Source organism: Cypionkella aquatica (assembly GCF_030161095.1).
In the GTDB taxonomy this organism is placed as follows: domain Bacteria; phylum Pseudomonadota; class Alphaproteobacteria; order Rhodobacterales; family Rhodobacteraceae; genus Cypionkella; species Cypionkella aquatica.
In genome coordinates this window covers 92,557-111,744 of sequence record NZ_BSPP01000003.1, presented here as the reverse complement: position 1 = coordinate 111,744, position 19,188 = coordinate 92,557, and the positions used below count along the sequence as shown (strand labels likewise).

The 19,188-nt window shown below is 60.3% G+C and carries 17 protein-coding genes and 1 tRNA gene; 10 read left to right on the top strand and 8 right to left on the bottom strand.

Going from position 1 to position 19,188, the window contains the following annotated elements; genetic code table 11:
- Nucleotides 1-66 precede the first annotated feature (66 nt).
- From hisS to QQJ98_RS03290, 4 genes are read left to right on the top strand one after another with little or no spacing between them, the layout of a single operon-like run.
- Entirely contained in the window at nucleotides 67-1,683 is a 1,617-nt protein-coding gene (gene hisS, locus QQJ98_RS03305) for a histidine--tRNA ligase (RefSeq protein WP_284323902.1), read from the top strand.
- Nucleotides 1,680-2,783, top strand: a complete 1,104-nt coding sequence (locus tag QQJ98_RS03300; protein WP_284323901.1) for an ATP phosphoribosyltransferase regulatory subunit — start codon at nucleotides 1,680-1,682, stop codon at nucleotides 2,781-2,783. The genes hisS and QQJ98_RS03300 overlap by 4 nt, the downstream gene beginning before the upstream one ends.
- Entirely contained in the window at nucleotides 2,780-3,484 is a 705-nt protein-coding gene (gene hisG / locus QQJ98_RS03295; RefSeq protein WP_284323944.1) for an ATP phosphoribosyltransferase, read from the top strand. The genes QQJ98_RS03300 and hisG overlap by 4 nt, the downstream gene beginning before the upstream one ends.
- Nucleotides 3,485-3,541: 57 nt before the next feature.
- Nucleotides 3,542-3,883 (top strand): hypothetical protein, encoded by a 342-nt coding sequence (locus tag QQJ98_RS03290; RefSeq protein ID WP_284323900.1) that lies wholly within the window; start codon nucleotides 3,542-3,544, stop codon nucleotides 3,881-3,883.
- On the opposite strand, the gene QQJ98_RS03285 is transcribed toward QQJ98_RS03290, so the two are convergent.
- Nucleotides 3,884-4,798, bottom strand: a complete 915-nt coding sequence (locus QQJ98_RS03285) for a DMT family transporter (RefSeq protein WP_284323899.1) — start codon at nucleotides 4,796-4,798, stop codon at nucleotides 3,884-3,886.
- A 127-nt stretch (nucleotides 4,799-4,925) separates the two neighbouring features.
- Nucleotides 4,926-5,351 (bottom strand): DUF1489 family protein, encoded by a 426-nt coding sequence (locus QQJ98_RS03280; RefSeq protein ID WP_284323898.1) that lies wholly within the window; start codon nucleotides 5,349-5,351, stop codon nucleotides 4,926-4,928.
- A 282-nt stretch (nucleotides 5,352-5,633) separates the two neighbouring features.
- Here QQJ98_RS03280 and QQJ98_RS03275 point away from each other — a divergent pair, with 282 nt between their 5' ends.
- Nucleotides 5,634-7,910: an adenosylcobalamin-dependent ribonucleoside-diphosphate reductase gene (locus QQJ98_RS03275; protein ID WP_284323897.1), complete on the top strand. Its 2,277-nt coding sequence runs from the start codon at nucleotides 5,634-5,636 to the stop codon at nucleotides 7,908-7,910.
- 210 nt (nucleotides 7,911-8,120) lie between these two features.
- On the opposite strand, the gene QQJ98_RS03270 is transcribed toward QQJ98_RS03275, so the two are convergent.
- Complete coding sequence (locus QQJ98_RS03270) at nucleotides 8,121-9,713, bottom strand: RNA repair transcriptional activator RtcR family protein (protein WP_284323896.1); 1,593 nt, start codon at nucleotides 9,711-9,713, stop codon at nucleotides 8,121-8,123.
- A 175-nt stretch (nucleotides 9,714-9,888) separates the two neighbouring features.
- Between QQJ98_RS03270 and QQJ98_RS03265 the strand changes: the two genes are divergently transcribed.
- The 4 genes from QQJ98_RS03265 to QQJ98_RS03250 all read left to right on the top strand — a co-directional run bounded on the left by QQJ98_RS03265 (nucleotide 9,889) and on the right by QQJ98_RS03250 (nucleotide 13,999).
- Nucleotides 9,889-10,332: a hypothetical protein gene (locus tag QQJ98_RS03265; RefSeq protein ID WP_284323895.1), complete on the top strand. Its 444-nt coding sequence runs from the start codon at nucleotides 9,889-9,891 to the stop codon at nucleotides 10,330-10,332.
- Entirely contained in the window at nucleotides 10,314-11,444 is a 1,131-nt protein-coding gene (locus QQJ98_RS03260) for a vWA domain-containing protein (RefSeq protein ID WP_284323894.1), read from the top strand. Before QQJ98_RS03265 ends, QQJ98_RS03260 begins: the two co-directional genes overlap by 19 nt.
- Before the next feature lie 707 nt (nucleotides 11,445-12,151).
- Nucleotides 12,152-13,555: an RtcB family protein gene (locus tag QQJ98_RS03255; RefSeq protein WP_284323893.1), complete on the top strand. Its 1,404-nt coding sequence runs from the start codon at nucleotides 12,152-12,154 to the stop codon at nucleotides 13,553-13,555.
- A 370-nt stretch (nucleotides 13,556-13,925) separates the two neighbouring features.
- Nucleotides 13,926-13,999, top strand: a tRNA-Gly gene (locus QQJ98_RS03250).
- A gap of 185 nt (nucleotides 14,000-14,184) precedes the next feature.
- Here the strand turns inward: QQJ98_RS03250 and QQJ98_RS03245 are convergent.
- From QQJ98_RS03245 to fabA, 4 genes are all read right to left on the bottom strand, one after another.
- Nucleotides 14,185-14,964, bottom strand: coding sequence for a site-2 protease family protein (locus QQJ98_RS03245; RefSeq protein WP_284323892.1), 780 nt, complete (start codon nucleotides 14,962-14,964; stop codon nucleotides 14,185-14,187).
- 6 nt (nucleotides 14,965-14,970) lie between these two features.
- Nucleotides 14,971-15,759 (bottom strand): SDR family oxidoreductase, encoded by a 789-nt coding sequence (locus tag QQJ98_RS03240; protein ID WP_284323891.1) that lies wholly within the window; start codon nucleotides 15,757-15,759, stop codon nucleotides 14,971-14,973.
- Between the two features lie 26 nt (nucleotides 15,760-15,785).
- Entirely contained in the window at nucleotides 15,786-17,015 is a 1,230-nt protein-coding gene (gene fabB, locus QQJ98_RS03235) for a beta-ketoacyl-ACP synthase I (protein ID WP_284323890.1), read from the bottom strand.
- A 91-nt stretch (nucleotides 17,016-17,106) separates the two neighbouring features.
- Nucleotides 17,107-17,616 (bottom strand): bifunctional 3-hydroxydecanoyl-ACP dehydratase/trans-2-decenoyl-ACP isomerase, encoded by a 510-nt coding sequence (fabA, locus tag QQJ98_RS03230; protein ID WP_284323889.1) that lies wholly within the window; start codon nucleotides 17,614-17,616, stop codon nucleotides 17,107-17,109.
- Between the two features lie 180 nt (nucleotides 17,617-17,796).
- On the opposite strand from fabA, the gene irrA reads away from it, so the two are divergent.
- Nucleotides 17,797-18,213, top strand: a complete 417-nt coding sequence (gene irrA / locus QQJ98_RS03225; RefSeq protein WP_284323888.1) for an iron response transcriptional regulator IrrA — start codon at nucleotides 17,797-17,799, stop codon at nucleotides 18,211-18,213.
- 353 nt (nucleotides 18,214-18,566) lie between these two features.
- Here irrA and QQJ98_RS03220 read toward each other — a convergent pair whose 3' ends face one another.
- Nucleotides 18,567-19,121 carry a fasciclin domain-containing protein gene (locus QQJ98_RS03220; RefSeq protein ID WP_284323887.1) on the bottom strand — a complete coding sequence of 185 codons (555 nt, stop codon included), beginning with the start codon at nucleotides 19,119-19,121 and terminating at the stop codon, nucleotides 18,567-18,569.
- Nucleotides 19,122-19,188 lie beyond the last annotated feature (67 nt).

Below are 19,188 nucleotides of genomic sequence, written 5' to 3'. Positions count from 1 at the left end.
CCTCTGCTTGCTGCGCGCGCCCCCATCCGTTACACGGAGCGCGAGAAAAAGCGAAGGCTGTAAGCTATGGCAAAAGATAAACCGACACCACGTCCCCGCGCCGAGACCCCAAAGGGCTTCCGCGATTACTTTGGCGCGGAAGTGACGGCGCGCAAGGCAATGCTGGACAAGATTGCCGAGGTTTATCATCGCTATGGCTTTGATCCGCTGGAGACTTCTGCTGTAGAAACGGTCGAAGCTTTGGGCAAGTTTTTGCCTGATGTGGATCGGCCTAATGAGGGCGTGTTTGGCTGGCAGGATGAAGACGCCGATTGGCTGGCGCTGCGCTATGATCTGACAGCACCTCTGGCGCGGGTGGCGGCGCAGTATCGCAACGAGCTGCCTAGCCCCTATCGGCGCTATGCGATGGGTCCGGTCTGGCGCAATGAAAAGGCCGGTCCGGGGCGGTTCCGGCAGTTTTATCAATGCGATGCGGATACGGTTGGGTCTGCGAGTGTGGCGGCGGATGCCGAGATTTGCGCGATGCTGTCGGATGCGCTGGAGATCGTCGGGATTCCGCGCGGCGATTATGTGGTGAAGGTGAATAACCGCAAGGTGCTGAATGGGGTGATGGAAGTCGCCGGTTTGGCCGGGGATGACAAAGAGGCCGAGCGCGGGATTGTGCTGCGCGCGATTGATAAGATTGACCGTCTGGGCGACGCGGGTGTGCGGGCTTTGCTTGGCGCGGGCCGCAAGGATGAAAGTGGCGACTTCACCAAGGGCGCAGGGTTGAGTGACAGTCAGATCGCAATTTTGATGCAATTTGTGACCGCATCAAAACACATCGAACGCCGCCTTGAGGATATTTCCAAACTTCCCGGTGCATTGGATTCTGCAACTGGCGTGAATGCCTATCTTGCTAGTTTTCAGGGATCAGCCGTTGGGCGCGAAGTTCTTGGCGGTGATGCTTCGGTGAACGTCTTCTGGAACAGAGTTGCTACTCAATATCTTCGAGAGATCGTTGGTGAGTCTGCTGTTGGTCGGGAAGGCGTTGAGGAACTGGAAAGTATTGCGGCATTGTTGAGTGCCCAAGGCTATGGCCCGGATCGCATCGTCATTGACCCCTCCGTGGTGCGTGGCCTCGGCTACTACACTGGCCCGGTTTACGAGGCTGAACTGACGTTTGAAATCCTCGACGAGAAGGGCCGCAAGCGGTCGTTCGGCTCGGTCGCGGGCGGCGGGCGGTATGACGATCTGGTCAAGCGCTTTACCGGGCAGGCGGTGCCTGCGACCGGGGTTTCGATTGGGGTGGATCGGTTGCTGGCGGCGCTGGCTGCCAAGGGGCGGGGGGCCTCGGATACGGCAGGGCCGGTGGTGGTGACGGTGATGGACCGGGACCGGATGGCGGATTACATGGCGATGGTGGGCGAGTTGCGCCAAGCGGGGATCCGGGCCGAGGTTTATCTCGGCAATCCCAAGCAATTCGGCAACCAGTTGAAATATGCCGATAAACGGCAGTCTCCAATTGCGGTTATTCAGGGCGGCAACGAGGCCGAGAAGGGCGTTGTGATCCTGAAAGACCTGATTTTAGGCGCGAAGATTGCGCAATCAGCGACGCTGGAGGAATGGAAAGATCAGCCTGCGCAGGTGGAAGTGCCGCGTGGGGATCTGGTCGCGGCGGTGCGGAAGATGCTGGGGCAATGACGCAGCCTGCGACCAAAGCGGTGATCCGGGCCGAGGCGGAACGGCTGTTCGCGGCGTTTCAGGCGGCGGGGGCGATGCCTGTTGAGGCGGATGTGCTTTTGCCTGCCGAGGTGATGCTGGACCTTTATGGCGAGGATATTCGCGCGCGGGCCTATGTCACCCAAGACCCGTTGCGGGGCGAGATGATGCTGCGGCCTGACTTCACCGTGCCAGTGGTGCAGGCGCATATGGCGGATGGCGCGGACCCGGCGCGCTATTGCTACATGGGCGAGGTTTTCCGCAAGCAGGAGCACTTGGGCAACCGGGCCAGCGCCTATTTGCAGGTCGGGTTCGAGGTGTTTGATCGCGCAGCGCCAGAGGCTGCGGATGCGGAAGTGTTTGCGTTGTTTGCGGGGCTGGTCAGCGGGCTGGGCTTGCGGGCGGTGACCGGGGATATCGGCATACTGATGGCGGCGGTGCGCGGGCTTGAGACGACCGAGCGGCGGCGGGCGGCTTTGTTGCGGCATGTCTGGCGGCCCAAGCGGTTCCGCGCGTTGTTGGACCGCTTTGCCGGGCGCGCGGCGGTATCGGCGGGGCGGGTGGCGTTGCTGGAGCGGTTGGCGACTGGGGCGGCGGATGATTTGATCGCCGCTGCGGGGGCGTTCATCGGCTTGCGCGCGCCGGAAGATATTGCGGCGCGGGCGCAGGCGTTGATCGAGGATGCACAGGCGTCGCCGATCAAGGCACCGGAGGCGGCGTTGCTGTATGATTTGCTGGGGTTGCAGGCTCCGGCGGCTGCGGCTTTGGGGCATTTGCGTGGGATTACCCCAATGTTGCCTGCGATTGCGCCTGCGGTGGATCGGTTTGCGGCGCGGTTGGAGGCGCTGAAGGCGCGTGGGGTGGCGGTGGACACTCTGGCGTTTGAGGCGAGCCTTGGGCGGACCTCGATGGAGTATTACGACGGGTTTGTGTTTTCGTTCCATGCGAATGGGATGCCTGCCGTGGCGACGGGCGGGCGTTATGATGCGCTGACGGCTCGCTTGGGGGCGGGGCGGTCTATTCCGGCGGTGGGCGGAATCATCCGGCCTCACTTGGTCGCGGCGTTGAAGGGGGCGATCTGATGTTGAAGATCGGGGTGCCGTCGAAGGGCCGTTTGATGGAGAAGACCTTTGAATGGTTCGGCGCGCGGGGGGTTGCGATGCGCCAGACTGGGGCCGAGCGGGAGTATTCCGGCGCGGTTGAAGGCATTGAAGACGTCGAGTTGGTGATGCTGTCGGCGGGGGAAATTCCGCGCGAGTTGGCGGCGGGGCGGATTCATCTGGGCGTCACTGGCAGCGATCTGGTGCGCGACAAGCTGGCGGATTGGGATGTGCAGGTGGCGGAACTCAGCCCGCTTGGCTTTGGCCATGCCGATCTGATCATTGCGGTGCCAAGCTGCTGGATTGATGTTGAAACCGTGGATGATCTCGACGCGGCGGCGGCGGCGTTTCGCGCCACGCATGGCTTTCGGTTGCGGATTGCGACCAAATATCACCGCCTTGTGCGCGAGTTTCTGACAGCACAAGGGGTGGCGGATTATCAACTGGTGGACAGTCAGGGCGCGACCGAGGGCACGGTGAAAAACCTGACCGCCGAGGCGATTGCGGATATTACGTCGTCGGGGGAAACCTTGCGGGCGAACCATCTGAAAATTCTGTCGGATTCTGTGATCTTGCAGAGCCAAGCGGTGCTGTTTGCCAGCCGCTCTGCCGATTGGGCGCAGGCGCGGGCTGTTCTGGACAGCTTGGCGGCCAAGTTGCGACTGACGCTACCGCAGATTTAAGCGGGCTTGACCTTGCGGGGCGAAAGTTTACCTTTATGGGCAACTGAGGAGGCTTTGATGCGCTATATTCTGCCGCTGCTTTTGCTGGCCAGTCCCGCCGTTGCGGCTGATCTGGCGACGGGCGATGCGATCCGCGCTGCGATCAGCGGCAATACCGTGTCGGGCAGCATGTCTGCCTCGGGCGCCTATGGTGAGTTTTACGCAGCCGATGGCACCATTCGCGCCGCAGATTATACCGGAACCTGGGCGGTGAAGGGCGATAAGATGTGCTTCACCTATGGCCAAGACCCCGAAAACTGCTGGTCAGTGGCGATCACGGGCTCGCATGTGGTCTGGATGAGCGAAACCGGCGAAGAAGGTCACGGCAGCATCAAACCGGGCAATCCGGGCGGCTGGTGATCAGGATTTTGCGGCTTCTGCGGGGGTCTGATCAGTTTTTCCGACTGGTTTTCGGCTGACCAAAGCCACACCCAGACCCGCCAGCGCCATGCCTGCCCATGCCAAGGGTGGCATCGCTTCGCCCAGCAGCGGCCAAGCGAACAGCGCGGACAGCGCAGGCACAAGATAGAACAGCGCCGAGACGCGGGCGACCTCGCCCGCGCGGATCATCGCCAAGAGCAGGCTGATCGCCAAAAGCGAATTGCCGATCACAAGGTAGCCTAGAATCAGGATGAACTCGGCCGACCATTGCACCGCCATGCCTTCGGTGAGGTAGGCGGCGGGCAGGGTAAAGGCGGCGCCGGTGGCGTATTGGATCAGGTTGGCGGTGATCGGGTGCTGACCGGTGCCGAAGCGTTTTTCATAAAGCGTGCCGCCGGTGATGCCCAGCAGCGCGCCAAAGGTCAAAAGGATACCCCAAAGGTTTTCAGCCTGCAGGCTGGAGCGCGAAAGGATGGCGATGGCCGCCCCGGCGAGGCCCAGCACCAGCCCGATCCAGCCCAGCCGACTGGTGGCCTCGCCCACCGTATAGGGCGCGGCGAGGGCGACCAGAATCGGTTGCAGGCAGACGATGATCGCAACCCCGCCAGCCGAGACGCCGGATTTGAACGCGATGTAGCACAGGCCGAAATAGACCACTTGGATCAGAAAACCGGTCACAGCGATATCGGCCCAAGCGCGGGCGGTTTTCGGCAAGGGTGGGCGCAGGATCAGGGCAAGTGGCAGCAGCAGGGCCAGCACGCAGGTGTAGCGCAGGGCCAGCAGGGTAAGGGGCTCGGCATGTTGCAGGCCCAGTTTGGCGATGGCAAAGCCCGCCGACCACAGCAGCAGGAAGATCACGGGGACTGCGAGCAGCCAGAGCGGACGTTTGACCATATCGGGGTTGTGGCGCGAATTTTGTGGGAAGGGAAGGGTGGTTATGGCGGAACCGGGGGTTTCACACCCCCGGACCCCCGTGGGATATTTAAGAACGGATGAAACAATTTTAGGTAAGTTTTAGGGGTTAGCGAAGGCCGATTTCTGCGAGGGCCGCCGCGAGGGCGGGGGGCAGGGTATCATCCTGCGCGCGGGTTTTTGGCAGATCGCGCGGCGATTCTTCTGGCGGCAGGTAGCGCCAGCCTTGGAACGGGCGGCGCAGGGCGCTTTCGGTGCGGATGATTTCGGCATCCAGCACGAGGGCGCAACGCAGGATGCCGTCTTGGCCGCGGCGTTCGGCCAGACCCAGCAGGCGCTGGCGGGCTTGGATCACGCCTTTGATCACCCAATAAAGCGAGCCACCGTTGAGGATTTCATCCTCGCGTTTCGGCCACATACGGGTGACATGCTCGGTCGTGCCGGGCTTCCAGATATGGCGATGCGCGTCGTGCCATGCGGAGAGGTCTTCGACCGACTCGGTGCCGACGCTGAGTTTCAGGATGTTGAGCGCCATGAGTCCCTCGAACTTAGAAGGTGCAGGATAGTGCTAAATCTGGTAGGCTCAAGGCTTGTCCGTGCAATCTGTTCCGCAAAGCCCAAAGTCGAACTTCCCCAAAGCACAAAGTCGAACTGTTTCGCCGACAGTGTTTCTCTTGACTTGTTCTGCATGAAGCATGCCGCTAAGACCCGGCTCTGAACCGAATCCAAACCAAGTTGCCAGACCCTTGGTCGGAGCTTTGGTCTTGGATGATGACGCCATCTCAATCTTGAATTTCCATCAGGAAGGTCCGCCCCCATGTCCCGTTTTTCTGCCCCAATCGCCGAGCAAATTTGGGACATGAAATATCGGCTAAAGGCGCAGGATGGCACGCCGATTGATGCTTCGGTGGAAGACAGCTGGCGGCGGATTGCGCGGGCTTTGGCCGAGGTGGAAGCCGAGCCTGCGGTGTGGGAAGAGCGATTCTATAACGCGCTTGAGGGGTTCAAGTATTTGCCTGCGGGACGGATTACCGCCGGAGCGGGCACGGGGCGCAATGTCACGATGTTCAACTGTTTCGTCATGGGCACGGTGCCGGACAGCATGGGCGGGATTTTTGATGCCCTGAAAGAAGCCGCGCTGACGATGCAGCAGGGTGGCGGCATTGGTTATGATTTCAGCACCATCCGTCCGCGTGGGGCAGAGGTGAAAGGGGTCGCGGCGGATGCCTCGGGGCCTTTGAGCTTTATGGATGTGTGGGATGCGATGTGTCGCACCATCATGTCGGCGGGGTCGCGTCGCGGCGCGATGATGGCGACGATGCGCTGCGATCACCCGGATGTGGAAGCGTTCATCGAGGCGAAGAAGGATGCAGCCCGGCTGCGGATGTTCAACCTTTCGGTGCTGATCACCGATCCGTTCATGGATGCGGTCAAGGCGGATGCGTCGTGGGATCTGGTGTTTCAGGGTCGCGTCTACCGCACCCTGCAAGCGCGTGATCTGTGGAACAAAATCATGCGCAACACCTATGATTTCGCAGAGCCCGGCGTGATTTTCATCGACCGCATCAACAAGGCCAACAACCTTGGCTATTGCGAGACGATTGCGGCGACCAACCCGTGCGGTGAGCAGCCGTTGCCACCCTATGGCGCGTGCCTTTTGGGCAGCATCAATATGCCGACGCTGGTGGCGGGGGCGTTCACCAAGGGCGCCAAGCTGGACCTCGTCGCGATGGATGATCTGGTGCGGCTGGCCGTGCGGATGATGGACAATGTGGTCGATGCCTCGCGCTTTCCTTTGCCGGAACAGCAGGCCGAGGCCAAGGCGAAGCGGCGGATTGGTCTGGGCGTCACCGGGCTGGCCGATGCGTTGCTGATGGTTGGGCTTCGTTATGGCTCGGTCGAGGCTGCGGCGCAGACCGAGGCCTGGATGAAGGCGATTGCGCGGGCTTCGTATTTGGCCAGCGTTGATCTGGCCAAGGAAAAGGGCGCATTTCCGTTGTTTGAGGCCGAGGGCTATCTGGCGTCGGGCAATATGATGCAGATGGATGATGACGTGCGCGAGGCGATCCGCACGCATGGGATTCGCAATGCATTGCTGACCTCGATTGCGCCGACGGGGACGATTTCCCTGTATGCGGGCAATGTGTCGTCGGGCATTGAGCCGGTGTTTGCTTATGCTTACACGCGCAAGGTGCTGCAAAAGGATGGCTCGCGGACGGAAGAAGAAGTCGTCGATTACGCGGTGCGGCTGTGGCGCGAGTTGAAGGGGGATGCGGCGCTGCCGGATTACTTTGTGAACGCGCAGACGTTGCCGCCGCTGGATCATGTGCGGATGCAGGCGGCGGCGCAGAAGTGGATTGATAGCAGCATTTCCAAGACCATCAACTGCCCGGAAGATATCAGCTTTGAGGCGTTCAAAGAGGTCTATATGGCCGCTTGGGATCAGGGCTGTAAGGGCTGCACCACCTATCGCCCCAATGCGGTGACGGGGTCGGTGTTGACGGTTTCGGAAAGCAGCGACAAGGTGCCAGCAGAGGCTCCGGCGATGGTGGCGGGCGGCGAGGTGGTCTATCTGACCGATCCACTCGATCGTCCGGCGGCGCTGGAGGGGCAGACCTATAAGGTGAAATGGCCGGGGTCCGAGCACGCGCTGTATATCACCATCAATGACATCATCATCGCGGGGCATCGCCGCCCGTTTGAGGTGTTCATCAACTCGAAGAACATGGAGCATTTCGCCTGGACCGTGGCGCTGACGCGGATGATTTCGGCGGTGTTCCGTCGGGGTGGCGATATCTCGTTCGTGGTTGAGGAGCTGAAAGCGGTGTTCGATCCGCGCGGCGGGGCTTGGATGGAGGGGCGCTATATTCCGTCTATCTTGGCGGCCATCGGCGGCGTGATCGAGCGGCATCTGGTGTCGATTGGCTTCATCGAAGGCGAGGGGATGGGGTTGAAAACCGATCCGCAGGCCGAGGTGATGGTGGTTGGAGAGCGGCCCAAAGGCAAAGCTTGCCCATCCTGCGGCAGCTATGCGTTGCAGATGAAAGAGGGCTGCATGACCTGCAATGATTGCGGTCATTCCAAATGTGGCTGAAGCCCAACTGACTGAGGGTTGCTGAAATGCGCCGGAGCGTTTGTGCCTTTGGCGGTGTGTTTCGGCGATTGTAGTCTTTAAAGCCCGCTTTTCACGTCGATTGCGGTGTGAAATCTGCCTTATCAGCCGAGGTGGTGATCTGTCTGGCTTTGGCATCATCGCGACATCGTTTAACGATCAGTGTATCGCGCACCATACGGCGGGTATCCGTTACTTGGCCATATTGTTCGACATCGCTGTTTGAACTGATGCCCAATCCAACTCAAACCTTGCGAGGTATTTGCGCAAGCGATCAGCGTCGTTCTGGCTGTTTTTGTCTTGCCGCGAGGCCGCGAATAGCCTGCGACCCGCTGCACTGATGCTGGAACTGTCGCGGCAGGCTCGGATTACCGCCGCGAGTTGGGCGCGGTCGAACTCATCCAGTGATTGGGGTTCTGACAGCACCTCTGCCAAAAGCGCCAGATCGGCATCGGCGGCGGTGGATTGCCACTGCTGGCCAAGCGTTTCAATTTCTTCTTCCACCATAGCCGCAGTCACACGACCACGTTCCGCCAAAGTGCAAAGACGATGCACAGAAGCGGATAGGTCACGGAAGTTGCCGCGCCAAGGGGTCGCAGGATCATGGGCAAAGCGTACAAAGCGGGCCATGGCGTCGGCGTTGAAACCGACAGAACGGCCCAAAATGCGCTCGGCGTTGGCGCGGAAATGCGCGATATGGGCTTCGACATCCGCACGTCGGGCACGGAGTGGCAGGGTGCGAAAGCACCATTGGTTCAGCACTGCGAACAGATCCGGGCGCAGACGGTTTGACGCAACCAGCGTGCCCAATTCCGCATTGGCGGTGGCGATAAGCTGAAAGCGGGAAGTGACCTCGCTGTCTGATCCAACGGGATAGTAGCGCCCCGTCTCAATCGCTTGCAGCAGGAAAGCCTGTGCATCGGGTTCCAACGCGTCGATTTCCTCGAGCAGAAGCACGCCGCCATCGGCCTCGCGCAGAAGGCCCGCGCGTTCGGTGCCTGCGATGCCAGTGACCGAGCGGCGCTGACCAAAAAGCGCTGCCAAGGCGTTAGCGCCGCGCAGGGTGGCGCAGTTGATCTGCACCAGACGACCTTTGACGCGGCGGCGTTGCAGCTTTAGCTCGTAAATCCGTTGCGCCAGATGGCTTTTTCCGGTGCCGTTTTCACCCAGCAGCAACAGCGGCGCATCGGACTGGGTGACCACCATTTCCAACCGGTCCATCAAGGCGTTGTAGGCGGGCGTCTGGCTTTCGATGCCGCCCTTGAGCAAGGAAACAGACTCGCGGCTGATCGCGTCAAAGCGCTGTTGCAGGGCGTTATAGCGCGACAGATCGAGGTCGATCACATCAATCGTGCCATAGGGCGTGTCATCGCCGCGCGGCGGGCCGGATTGCAGCAGCTTGGCCGGGATATGGCGGCTTTCGGTCAGCAGGAACCAGCAGATTTGCGCCACATGCGTGCCGGTGGTCAGATGCACATGGTAACGCTCGCGGTCTTCGTCAAAGCCGTAATCCTTGGCGAAATCGAACAGCTTGCCGTAGACCTCCTCAAAATCCCACGGGTTGGCCATGTCCATCCGCACAAGACGGACTTCGGTTTCCGGGGAGACCACAGCGATGGCTTGCTGAATACGGCCCGCTAAAGTGGCGTAGCGTTGATCATGCAGCAATTCGAAGCGATCCACCGGAAGTTTCGCGTGACGAGTCAGTTCAACCGAAGGGCGCCAGGCGCGATTTTTGCCCATATCCAGCTGGGTGCCGAGGAAGCCGATGACGACATTGCGCATGATCATATCCAAAATAATAAATCACGATACCAATGGATAGGATTTATGGAAAGTGTTTTCGACGATTCGGCTGATTTCGCTTTGGTTTCATGGGTTTAGGCGATTTTGATGGAAAACTTTTCATTTGCGGCGGTGTCGGGCAAAAAATACTCACGAAAACAAAAGGATAAAGATGATGGCAAACAAATCCGTGTTTGCAGCAACCATGGGGCGGTTGCTGCCCAAGGCAACCGCCCGCAACCTTGCCGGGGCAAAAGCCTACACTTACACCGAGGCGCATGGCTTGGCGCAACTGGCGATGACCGGGACGTTTGGCGATGGGTTTTATCAGGACGCACAGCCGCAGGTCAGCCGCTTGCTGGAATTTGCAGAGGCGGTTGAACCCGCGTTTTTGGCCAAGACCGCTCTGCATGTGCGCGCCAAGGGCCATATGAAAGACACGCCGGCCTTCTTGCTGGCGGTGTTGGCGCGGCGTGATCCGGCGTTGTTTGCGCTGGTGTTCAACCGCGTGGTGGACAGCGGGCGGATGCTGCGGAGCTTTGTGCAGATCGTGCGGTCGGGGCAAACCGGGCGTAAATCGCTGGGTCTCGGCCTAAGGCGATGGTGCAGGGCTGGCTGAACGCGGCGAGCGATCGGGCACTGTTGGCGGCGTCTGTCGGGAATGATCCGTCGCTGGCCGATGTGATCCGTATGGTTCACCCCAAACCGGAAAGCCCGGCGCGGGCGGCGTTTTACGCTTGGCTGATCGGCAAACCTGCCGATGCTGCGGCGCTGCCGCAAGTGGTGCAGGATTGGCTGGCATTTCGGGCGGGTGCCACGGCAGAAGTGCCGGATGTGCCTTTCCAGATGCTGACCGATTTGCCGCTGACGGCAGAGCAATGGGGGCAGATCGCCCGCAAAGGGTCGTGGCAGATGCTGCGGCAGAACCTGAACACGTTTGACCGCCAGGGCGCTTTTGCGGTGCCGGGTATGGCTGAACATGTGGCGGCGGTGCTGCGCGATCCCGCAAGGGTGAAGGCGGCGCGGGTTTTGCCCTATCAGTTGATGGCAACGCTGAAGGCGGTGTCGGCGGGGGTGAATCCCTTGCTGCGCGATGCTTTGCACGATGCGATGGAACTGGCGGTATCGAATGTGCCGGTGCTGCAAGGCGCGGTTGCGGTGTGCCCGGACGTGTCTGGGTCGATGTCGTCGCCGGTGACGGGGATGCGCAAAGGGGCCACTTCGGCGGTGCGCTGCATCGACGTGGCGGCGCTGGTTTCTGCGGCGGTGCTGCGGGCCAACCCTGCGGCGCTGGTGCTGCCCTTCGAGGTTACGGTGCGCGCTTGTGTGCTGGAGCCGCGCGACACCGTGCTGACCAATGCGGCCAAACTGGCGGCTTTGGGCGGGGGTGGCACCAACTGCTCGGCGCCTTTGGCCTGGCTGAACGCTGCAAAGACCGCGCCGGATCTGGTGGTTTTTGTGTCGGACAACCAGTCATGGGTGGACGCAAACCATGCGGCGCAGGCTACGGGAATGATGGCGGAATGGGCCAAGCTGAAAGCACGCAATCCGCGCGCCAAGCTGGTCTGCATCGACATCCAACCCTATGGCACCACCCAAGCGCAGGAACGCGAGGATGTGCTTAACATCGGCGGGTTCTCTGACGTGGTCTTCGACCAGATCGCCGCCTTTGCGCGCGGCGAGATGGAGGCGGATCATTGGGTTGGCCAAATCGAGGCGACCCCACTTTAACCTTGGTTTCGGCAGCAATGCCGGAACCAGCTTGGCGAATGTCAGTGGAACTACAGTAATCTTTGGGTCGTGGGTTCGAGTCCCATCCCCTCGCAAGAGGGGTAGCTCAGCGGGTAGAGCAAAAGACGTTTCACGAAACCCTTGTCGTCAAGGCCAGCTATGGAAGGCCAATTACGGAAGGCCCAAAAAAAGCAGAAGGAATGCCCGCGGGACTACACTAGGCAAAAGCCAGCCCGTTCGGGACGGGCCTCGTCTTGCAAACACTTGTCCTTCTGACACATCGACCTCGGCGAATGCCGATGGGACTACAGGGAGCGCCACGGCAGCAAATTCGGCCATCAAATGCCGTCTGTGCCAAGCGGGTGACTGAGTTTGGTCTCATCTAACTTTTGTCGCCGAGACCAAAATTGAAACCACTCCGGCGAATGCTGGTGGGACTACAGGTGAAAGCGCCGGGGCAACCCGGAGAGGCCGGGTTCGACTCTTGGCCCCGTGTGAACGGGTAGCTTATGCACAACATGTCTCACCCAATTTGTCGCCGGAACCAGAACGACCTCGGCGAATGCTGAAGGGACTACATGCTCCAAATCGGGCAACCTGAGTGGGTTCGAATCCCCTCCTTGCAGGCGACCAACGGTGCGGTCGGGGTCCCAAAGTCTCTTCCACCCTTGTCGCCGGGGCCTTGAATGTGAGTAGAAAAGATGACGATGGAACATGAAACGAAGGTGATTACCGGAAACGATCTCATTGCATGGGGCCACCGCCCCGGCCCGGCCTTTGCTGGCCTGTTGGCGGCGGCGCAGGAAGGTCGTTTGCGGGGGATGGCGGCGGATGATATTCGGTCGATGCTGGACAGCCGCTTGCCGCCGCCCGCGCCGCCGCAGCTTGGTTTGCAGTCGGGGTTGGCCTTTCACAGCAACATTCAGGCTAACGACGCGGACGAGGTGAAGAACGTCGCCGATGTGTCTGAAACCATGCGTGTTCTGATGCGGACGCCGACGATTGAGGCGGGGGCGATCATGCCTGACGCTTGCCCTGCGGGGCCTTTGGGGACGATTCCCGTGGGTGGTGTGATTGCCGCGCGCAATGCGATCCATCCGGGGATGCATTCGGCCGATATCTGCTGCTCGGTGATGATCAGCGACATGGGCAACGCCGACCCCAAGGCAGTGTTGGATGCAGCCACGGCTGTGACGCATTTCGGGGCAGGCGGGCGTGAGAATGGCAACCGCTTTTCGGTGTCGCTGGATCTGCTGATGGAGTTTCGCGAGAACAAGTTTCTACGCAGCGCCAAGATGTTGCAGGTTGCACAAAGCAATATGGGAACCCAAGGCGACGGCAATCACTTTCTGTTTGTCGGGCGGTCGCGCAAGACGGGGCGGACGGCGCTTGTGACGCATCACGGCTCTCGCGGGCCGGGGGCGATGCTGTACAAGGGCGGGATGGAGGTGGCCGAGGCATATCGCAAAATCCTGTCGCCGGACACGTTGAAGCAAAACGCCTGGATTCCGGCGGATAGCGAGGACGGTCGCGCCTATTGGGCCGCCCTGCAATTGATCCGTCGCTGGACCAAGGCCAACCACAACGCGCTGCATCAGGCCGTGGTGGAAAAGGCGCGGTTCACGCTGTCGGATCGGTTCTGGAACGAGCATAACTTTGTGTTCGAGCGGGATGGGCTTTACTATCACGGCAAGGGGGCGACGCCTGCTTGGGGTGATTATGCAGTTGATGCGATGGGGCTGACCTTGATCCCGCTGAACATGGCCGAGCCTGTTTTGGTTGTGAAAGGGTGCGATGCCGCGCATGGGCTCGGGTTCAGCCCGCATGGCGCGGGGCGCAATTTCTCGCGCACTGAACACCGCCGCCGGAATGGTGCTGTGACGGCCGAAGCGATGCTAGCGGCGGAAACTGCGGGGCTTGATATTCGCTTTCACGCGGGGGCGATTGACGTATCGGAATTGCCCTCGGGCTACAAAAAAGCCGCGACGGTGGTGCAGCAGATCAAAGACTACGGTTTGGCCGATATCGAAGACTATATCGATCCCTTCGGCTGCATCATGGCGGGCGACCAACCGCCATTCTGGCAAACCAAGAAACGAGCTCGGCGCTAAACGCGCCGGGCTTGCCGATTTGTAGCAGCTTTGTGTTAGGGGATTCAATTTTGCCCCTTATGTTTTGGCGAGTTGTTCGATGTGTGTCAGCGGGCGGAGGGCGGGGATTTGGGTTGTGGCGGGCGTCGATCCTGCTGGAGCAAAAGTTCATCCCTGCCATCGGGGGCAGTTCAAATGGATCTGACACAGCCCGACCGCGATCTGAAGACTTGCCTCCCCACATGCGTTCCTTTTCTAGCCCGGCACAGCAATCCATGTCGTGGCGGCGAGGGTTTTGATGGACAGAATTTGACAGCAACTTTCACAAACTTGAGGTGCGGCGACAGGGGGTGTTGAGCCTGCCGATCTAGGGTGCTAGAAGGCGGGCAGCGCGGGCGTTGTGTAATGGTAAGACCTTAGCCTTCCAAGCTAAAGACGCGGGTTCGATTCCCGCCGCCCGCTCCAGAAATTCAAAGACGAAATGTGAAGGTCCCAACGCGGGACCTTTTTATTTTGTTTAATATCAAGGCGTTGATAGAGTCGTTTTAACGAAATATTAACGATTGACGGCAAGGCGCGGCCTGGGGCGTGCGATTTCTGTCTTGGAAATTTGCACGGATTTTCGCTGTAAACATCCGGCCTTGTGCGGATCAGAACAGGCTTTGCACGAATTGCGCGGCCCCTAAGTACAAAGCGCCTGCGGTGCAGAGATAGGCGGCCAGCGCGATCAGGGCGGTGGATTTGCGCATTGGGCGCTGCACTTCGATCAGTTGTTCGGATTGGATCAGGCCCTGCCAGCCCAGCAGCACGAAGAACAGCAGGATATATGACCCGGTCACCACGCAGAGGGCTGCGGCTGCGGCTGACATCAGGATTGACACCGCGCGGGTGGCTTTTGGAAAGAAAGTAAAGGTCAGCAGGCGCACGATCTTGCCGCCGTCCAACGGCCAGAACGGCAGCAGGTTGAACAGGTTCAACCCGCCCAAAACGAGGCCTTGGATGTAAAGAAAACTCGCCACCGCCGGGGCTTGCAGAAAGATCAGCTCTGCCACAGCAAAGCACAGGGCCATTGGGCCAAGGCAGATCGCGGGGCCCATAAGGCTGATGAACAAGTCGCGGTCGTGGCTGGCGGGCAGGCTGCGCGACACGGCGACGCCGCCGAACAGCGGGATCAGGCGGAACTGCGCGTCGTGGTGGCCGCAGACGCGGAAGGCGGCGACGTGGCCGATTTCGTGGATCATGATGGCGATGATGAAGGCCAAGCCATACTGCCAGCCGAAAAACCAGATCGCAGCAGCCACGGCCACGGCGGAAAGACCCGCCGCGTTGACGTCAAATCCGACGCGATTCCAGCCTGCGCCTTTGAAACCACCGCGCAGCGCAAGGCCGGTGACGGTGATTAGGCCGAAAGAGAGGATAAGGGCAAGCACCTGATTTTACAGGTTTTCCTGCTGCGGCATCCCCAGCACATGATAGCCGCTGTCCACATGTATGATCTCTCCGCTGGTGCATTTGCCGAAGTCGGAGCACAGATAGACCGCGGTTCCGCCGATGGCTTCCAGCGTGGCGTTCGAGCGCATCGGCGCGTTGGCTTCGGTATGGCGGAAGGTGGCGCGTGCGCCGCCAATGGCTGCACCCGCCAAGGTTTTCATCGGGCCGGGGCTGATGGCGTTGACGCGGATCTGCTGCGGGCCAAGGTCATTGGCAAGGTAACGAGTGGCCGATTCCAGCGCCGCTTTGGCGACGCCCATCACGTTGTAATTCGGCGTTACGCGGTTAGAGCCGCCATAGGTCAGGGTGATCAAGCTGCCACCATCTGGCATCAGTTCAGATGCGCGGCGGGCCACGTCGATGAAGGAAAAGCAGGAAATCGCCATCGTGTTGCTGAAATTGCCGCGCGAGGTGCTGGTAAAACGGCCAGTAAGCTCGTTTTTATCCGAGAACGCGATGGCGTGGATCAGGAAATCAAGACCGCCCCATTTGTCTTTCAGCGTCGCAAAGCAGGCATCAAGCGAGGCGTCATCCGTCACATCAACATCAACCATCACATCGCTGCCGACGGTTGCAGCCAAGGGCGCCAGACGTTTGCCAAAAGCGTCGCCCTGATAGGAAAATGCCAGCTCTGCGCCTTCGGCGGCGAGGGCAGAGGCGATGCCCCAAGCGATGGAGCGCTCATTCGCCACGCCCATGACAAGCCCGCGCTTGCCCTTCATCAGATCAGCCATACTGGCACTCCCGTTGTAGTGGCGGATTAGGCCAGATATTTGCTCATCAGCAGGGTCGCGTTGGTGCCGCCAAAGCCGAAAGAGTTCGACAGGACCGAGTCGAGTTTCACGCCCTCGCGCAGGGTGGTGACGATTTCGGACGCATCCAAGGCGGGGTCGAGGGTGGTGATATTGGCGGAAGCGGCGATGAAATCACCGTTCATCATCAAGAGGCTATAGATTGCCTCATGCACGCCGGTGGCCCCCAAGGAGTGGCCGGTCAGCGATTTGGTCGACGCGACCGGAGGCGTGGTGCCTTTGCCGAAAACGCGGCGGATGGCTTCCATCTCGGTCACATCGCCCACCACCGTCGAGGTGCCATGGCTGTTGATGTAATCGACCGTGCGGCCTTCAGGCAGGGTCGAAATCGCGAGCTTCATCGAACGCTCGCCACCTTCGCCCGAGGGCGCAACCATGTCGTAGCCATCCGAAGTGGCACCGTAGCCGGTGACTTCGCCGTAGATTTTCGCACCGCGTGCAAGGGCGTGAGAGAGTTCCTCCAGCACCACAACGCCGCCGCCGCCTGCGATGACAAAGCCGTCGCGGGTGGCATCATAGGGCCGCGAGGCGGTGGCGGGGGTGTCGTTATACTTGCTGCTCATCGCGCCCATGGCGTCAAACAGGCAGGACAATGTCCAGTCCAGTTCTTCGCCGCCGCCTGCGAAGACGATGTCTTGCTTGCCCATCTGAATGAGTTCAACGCCATTGCCGACGCAATGCGCAGAGGTCGAACAAGCCGAGGTGATCGAGTAGTTCACACCCTTGATCTTGAACGGCGTCGCAAGGCAGGCCGAGTTGGTCGAGGACATGCAGCGGGTGACCATGAATGGCCCCATTTTCTTTGGCGCGCCCTTGTTGATCACCGCGTCAAAGGCTTGGAAGAAGTTTGAGGTCGAGGGCCCGCCAGAGCCCATGATCAGGCCGGAGCGTTCATTCGAGACATCGCTTGGTTCCAGACCGGAATCGGCGATGGCCTGCTGCATGGCGAGGAAGTTATAAGACGCACCCGGACCCATGAAACGCAGATCGCGCTTGTCGATATGATCAGCAAGGTTGATTTGCGGCATGCCGTGGACTTGGCTGCGGAAGCCATGCTCGGCATATTCGGGAGCGAACACGATGCCGGATTTCCCGGCGCGCAAGCTCGCTTCGACCTCGGTGGCATTGTTGCCGATCGGGGAAATAATGCCGATCCCGGTGATGACGACACGACGCATGGCGGTCTCCTTTTTGTGCAGTAGGCTTTGTCGGGTATGTGCCGACGGGTCGATGGTGTCGGGGGTAGCCCGACGGGCGGTGGCTGTCAGATCAATTCTCTGACAGCGCGACTTTCATGTCTTTGACAATGTAAATGGTTTCGCCATCGGCCTCAACAATGCCGTCGGCGACGCCCATGGTCAGGCGACGGGTTTGGATGGCTTTGGTGAAATTCACCCGGTAGGTCAACAGCTTGCGGTCCGGGCGGACCATACCGGTCAGTTTGACCTCGCCGACGCCGAGCGCATAGCCACGCCCTTGCCAGCCGCGCCAGCCCAAGTTGAAGCCGGTCAGCTGCCACAGACCGTCAAGGCCAAGGCAGCCGGGCATGATCGGGTTGCCGGGGAAGTGGCAGTCGAAAAACCACAGATCTGGGGTGATGTCGAATTCGGCGATGATATGGCCCTTGCCGTGTTCGCCGCCGTCGCTGGAGACTTCGGTGATGCGGTCCATCATCAGCATCGGCGGTGCGGGCAATTGTGCGTTGCCGGGGCCGAACAGCTCTCCGCGCGCGCATTTCAGCAGATCGTCCTTACCGAACGAAGTTGGAAAACCGCTCATGCCTTCGATAACCCCCCAATGGTTTGCCGTTTTCCCCGTGTAACACCCAGCGCAAAGGCGAACAAGTGTGGGCCAGAGGCTGGCGGGGTGGGAGTTTTGGGTTTTCGTTTGAAAAGCACTGCTTTTACACTCTATATAGGGGAAGGACGGCGGGCTTGGGGCCTGCATTGGAAAGCGACGATGGGTTACAGCGAACAACAACGCAGCACGACTTGGCTTCTCCGGGGTGGTTTGCGCCCGACGCGGCAGCGGCTGGCCTTGGCTGGGCTGTTGGTCGGCGATGGCATGGATCGGCATGTGACGGCGGAAAGTCTGTATGCGGCGGTGGGCGAGGCGGGCGCGAAGGTAAGCCTTGCGACGGTCTACAACACCTTGCGGGCGTTTTGCGAAGCGGGGCTGCTGAACGAAGTCGTGGTCGATGGTGCGCGCAGTTATTTTGACACCCGGCTGGATGATCACCCGCATTTTTACTGGGAAGATAGCCATACGCTGACCGATGCACCTGCCGAGGACCTGGTGATTGCTGGTTTGCCAGAAGCTCCTGAGGGCATGGCGGTGAGCCGTGTTGACGTGGTGATCCGGTTGAAGCGCGCCTGACGGGCCGGGGCTAAGGGCTGGGACCTGCGCCGCCGAAACCAAGGCTTATCAAATTGCGCGGCCAAGGGCCGCATTCCTTTCAGGTCGTCTGCGCGGCGTGCCGCCGCTTGTCTCCGTGGGGTGGCTGCAGCGGGGGATTGCGCGACGGGTCGGGTGGCGGCTGGCATCTGCGGCGGAGCCTCTGGCGGGAATATTTTTGCCAATGTGAACATATGAGCTGCAAGCTTTATGTGAGGCGGCGCGCGGTGAACGTGTAAAAAAGGCGCGATCTGCGAGAAGGCAGACCGCGCCGTTAAGGTCAGCGCGGGAGGAGAGGCGCGCTGAATGGGCACTTGTTACTTAAAACTCGTTACTCACTTCGGCAGCAAAACTTTGTTCACAACCTGGATGACGCCATTTGACTGTTCGACATCCGAGATGGTCACTTTGCCAGCGGTGCCGGATTCGTCGTAGATATACAGGCTGCCGCCCTTCATTTTCGCCGACAGATGATCGCCCGACAGCGTGGTCATGTTGAAATAGCCATCTTTCGAGGCTTTGGCTTTTTTGGCCATCTGCGCGGTGGTGAATTTGCCTGCCACCACATGCGCGGTCAGGATCTTGGTCAGCATGTCTTTGTTTTCGGGCTTGAGCAGGGTTTCAACGGTGCCTGCGGGCAGGGCTGCGAAAGCGTCATTGACGGGCGCGAACACGGTGAACGGGCCGGGGCCTTGCAGCGCATCGACCAGACCTGCGGCTTTCACAGCGGCGACGAGCGTGGTGTGGTCTTTCGAGTTCACCGCGTTTTCGACGATGTTTTTAGTCTCATACATCGCGGCACCGCCGACCATGGGATTTTCGGCCAGAGCCGGGCCGGAGATCAAGGCGATTGCAAGCACGAAAGCAGAGGTTTTTGCGGTGAAGGTCATGGCAGTTTCCCTGTTCATCGGCAGGATAATTCCTGTCCGTATGCTAGGGAAACGGTCTGGCTTGGAT

Bases quoted from the DNA above. Each gene is read 5' to 3' on its own strand.
- QQJ98_RS03265 (WP_284323895.1), top strand. From the start codon at position 9,889: ATGGCAAACAAATCCGTGTTTGCAGCAACCATGGGGCGGTTGCTGCCC.
- QQJ98_RS03260 (WP_284323894.1), top strand. From the start codon at position 10,314: ATGGTGCAGGGCTGGCTGAACGCGGCGAGCGATCGGGCACTGTTGGCG.
- QQJ98_RS03220 (WP_284323887.1), bottom strand. From the start codon at position 19,121: ATGACCTTCACCGCAAAAACCTCTGCTTTCGTGCTTGCAATCGCCTTG.
- QQJ98_RS03240 (WP_284323891.1), bottom strand. From the start codon at position 15,759: ATGGCTGATCTGATGAAGGGCAAGCGCGGGCTTGTCATGGGCGTGGCG.
- QQJ98_RS03285 (WP_284323899.1), bottom strand. From the start codon at position 4,798: ATGGTCAAACGTCCGCTCTGGCTGCTCGCAGTCCCCGTGATCTTCCTG.
- QQJ98_RS03300 (WP_284323901.1), top strand. From the start codon at position 1,680: ATGACGCAGCCTGCGACCAAAGCGGTGATCCGGGCCGAGGCGGAACGG.
- fabA (WP_284323889.1), bottom strand. From the start codon at position 17,616: ATGAGCGGTTTTCCAACTTCGTTCGGTAAGGACGATCTGCTGAAATGC.
- QQJ98_RS03270 (WP_284323896.1), bottom strand. From the start codon at position 9,713: ATGCGCAATGTCGTCATCGGCTTCCTCGGCACCCAGCTGGATATGGGC.
- fabB (WP_284323890.1), bottom strand. From the start codon at position 17,015: ATGCGTCGTGTCGTCATCACCGGGATCGGCATTATTTCCCCGATCGGC.
- QQJ98_RS03275 (WP_284323897.1), top strand. From the start codon at position 5,634: ATGTCCCGTTTTTCTGCCCCAATCGCCGAGCAAATTTGGGACATGAAA.
- QQJ98_RS03290 (WP_284323900.1), top strand. From the start codon at position 3,542: ATGCGCTATATTCTGCCGCTGCTTTTGCTGGCCAGTCCCGCCGTTGCG.
- QQJ98_RS03255 (WP_284323893.1), top strand. From the start codon at position 12,152: ATGGAACATGAAACGAAGGTGATTACCGGAAACGATCTCATTGCATGG.
- hisS (WP_284323902.1), top strand. From the start codon at position 67: ATGGCAAAAGATAAACCGACACCACGTCCCCGCGCCGAGACCCCAAAG.
- irrA (WP_284323888.1), top strand. From the start codon at position 17,797: ATGGGTTACAGCGAACAACAACGCAGCACGACTTGGCTTCTCCGGGGT.
- QQJ98_RS03280 (WP_284323898.1), bottom strand. From the start codon at position 5,351: ATGGCGCTCAACATCCTGAAACTCAGCGTCGGCACCGAGTCGGTCGAA.